The 2,646-nt window shown below is 75.1% G+C and carries 2 protein-coding genes; one reads left to right on the top strand and one right to left on the bottom strand.

Annotated elements, in window-relative coordinates:
* Positions 1–33: 33 nt before the first annotated feature.
* Positions 34–1,077 carry an NAD-dependent epimerase/dehydratase family protein gene (locus tag DZG00_RS14420; protein ID WP_119455769.1) on the bottom strand — a complete coding sequence of 348 codons (1,044 nt, stop codon included), beginning with the start codon at positions 1,075–1,077 and terminating at the stop codon, positions 34–36.
* A 257-nt stretch (positions 1,078–1,334) separates the two neighbouring features.
* Here DZG00_RS14420 and DZG00_RS14415 point away from each other — a divergent pair.
* Positions 1,335–2,646 (top strand): endo-1,4-beta-xylanase (locus DZG00_RS14415; RefSeq protein ID WP_119455768.1); only part of this gene is annotated, 1,312 nt, incomplete at its 3' end.

Raw genomic sequence — 2,646 nt, 5'->3', positions numbered from 1 at the left:
TCGCCGCCCGCTAGCGCCTCGGCCGCCGCCGGCTCAGTCCGCCGCGGCCGCGCGGTACGCGGCGTCGGCGGCGTGCTTCGCGTCGACGAGGCGCTGGATCCGGCGGTCGGTGTCCGCGTCCGGGCGCGTGAGCTCCGGGTGCTCCGCCCGCCACGCGACGATGCCGCGGACGGCGAGGTGGAACGGGATCCGGGGCTGGAAGGCCGGGACGAGCCGCCGGATCCGTGTCGTGTCGAAGACGGCGCTGTGCGACAGGTCGCCCACGACGAGCTCCGACCATCCCCAGTCCGGCTCCACCACCGGGAACTGCTCGGCGGGCACGTGCACCAGTCGCGCCTCGACGCCGAGCGCGTCCGCGACGAGGTGGTGGATCCGGTCCCACGTCGACACGTCGTCGCTCGTGATGTGCAGGGCCTCGCCGGTCGCGCGCTCGTCGCCGAGGATCCCGACGAGGCCCACCGCGAAGTCGTCCGCGTGCGTGAGCGTCCAGAGCGAGGTGCCGTCGCCCGGGACCACGACCTCCTCGCCGCGCGCGATGCGGTCGACGACGGTCCAGTCGCCCGCGAGCGGCGGGCTCGCCTCGTCGTAGGTGTGCGACGGCCGCACGATCACGACGGGGAAGCCGCTCTCCGCGTGGTGGCGGAGGAACGCGTCCTCCATCGCGATCTTGTCGCGCGCGTAGGCGAGGAACGGGTTCGCGCGGAGGGTCGACTCGGTGATCGGGGTCTGCAGCGCGGGCTTGCGGTAGATCGACGCGGAGCTGATGGCCACGAACTGGCGGGTGCGACCGGTGAAGAGCTCGACGCGGCGGTCGGCGCCCGCGGCGTCGAAGGAGAGGAAGTCGACGACGGCGTCGAAGGTGCAGTCGCCGATGGCGGCGAGGAGGGCGTCGGGATCCGTGACGTCGGCGACGCGGGTCGTCACGCCGTCGGGGGTGCCGCGGCCCTTCGCGTCGGCGCCGCGGTTGACGACCGTGACGTCCATCCCGGCGGCGACGGAGGCCCGGACGCAGGCGGCGCTGATGGTGCCCGTCCCGCCGAGGTAGAGCACGGACAGGGTGGCGGCGCCTGGGGTCATCGGGGTCCTCGTCATCGAAGCGGGGGCGCCGGTCGGATCCGCGCCCTGCGTGCACGCTACGCCCGCGCCGGCCCCTCCCCACCCTCGTCGGTGGGGGAAAGGTTGCGGACATCCGGGGCGCGGTGGACGCCCGTCGGCCGGGCCGCGTAGGTTCCGCAACGACCGCACCGACGCGCCCGTCCGTCGTCCGCGTCGTCCGCCCGGCGCCCGCCGGGCAGCCGGCGGACCGCATGGCGCCGACTCCTCGAGAGGGACCCATGCCCGCCATCCCGTCCGCCCCGTCGTCCGACCGGACCCCCGCCGGCCGCCGCCCCACCGCCATCCCCGACGCCCGCCGCGCGGAGGCCGTGATCACGGTCCGCGGATCGGACGGGCAGCCGCTCACGCACGCGGACGTCGAGGTGGAGCAGGCGAGCCAGGACCTCGCGTTCGGCAACATCGGCTTCGACCTCATCCCGCTCGCGAACGGCGAGACGGATCCCGCGGCGGCCGGCATCGAGACCTTCGGCGGCGCGGGCCTCGCCGGGCTGGAGCGGCTCGCGGAGCAGTGGCTCGCGGTCTTCGACACCGCGACGCTCCCCTTCTACTGGGGCCGGTTCGAGCCCGTGCGCGGGCGGCCCGACACCGAGCGGCTGCTCGCGACCGCCCGCTGGCTGCGCGAGCGCGGCGTGGACGTGAAGGGGCACCCGCTCGTGTGGCACACCGTCACCGCGCCGTGGCTGCTCGACCTGCCGCTGGAGGAGGTCGAGCGCGTGCAGCGGGAGCGGATCCGGCGCGACGTCGGCGACTTCGCCGGGCTGGTCGGCACGTGGGACGCCATCAACGAGGCCGTGATCATGCCCGTGTTCGACCGCGAGGACAACGGGATCACGCGGCTCGCCGCCGCTCGCGGGCGGCTCGCGATGGTGCGCATGGCCTTCGAGGAGGCGCGCGCGGCGGATCTGGCGGCGACGCTCGTCCTCAACGACTTCGACCTCTCCCCCGCGTACGAGGAGCTCATCGAGGAGGTGCTCGGCGCGGGGATCCCGGTGGACGCGATCGGGCTGCAGACGCACATGCACCAGGGGTACCGCGGCGAGGAGCAGGTGCTCGGGATCGTCGACCGGTTCGCCAGGTTCGGGCTCCCCATCCACATGACGGAGACGACGCTGCTCTCGGGCGACCTGATGCCGCCGGAGATCACCGACCTCAACGACTACCGGGTCGCGAGCTGGCCGTCGACGCCCGCGGGCGAGGAGCGGCAGGCGGACGAGATCGAGCGCCACTACCGCTCGCTCGTGGGGCACCCGGCCGTCGCCGCGATCACCTACTGGGGCCTCACCGACGACGGGATGTGGCTGGGCGCCCCCGGCGGGCTGGTGCGCGCGGACGGCACGCCGAAGCCGTCGTACGAGGCGCTCCGCCGGCTGATCCGCGAGGAGTGGCGGCTCGCGCCGACGACGCTGCGGACGGACGCGGAGGGGCGCGTGCGCGTCACGGCGTTCGCGGGCGGGTTGCGGGTGCAGCACGAGGGGCGCGAGGCCGTGGTCGCCGTGGCGGCGGGCGCGTCGGAGGTGGCTGCGGTGCTGG

Source organism: Clavibacter lycopersici (assembly GCF_003576405.1).
Taxonomy (GTDB): domain Bacteria; phylum Actinomycetota; class Actinomycetes; order Actinomycetales; family Microbacteriaceae; genus Clavibacter; species Clavibacter lycopersici.
Note: the sequence above shows the minus strand (reverse complement) of the source record. Positions and strands in the feature narration are given on the sequence as shown.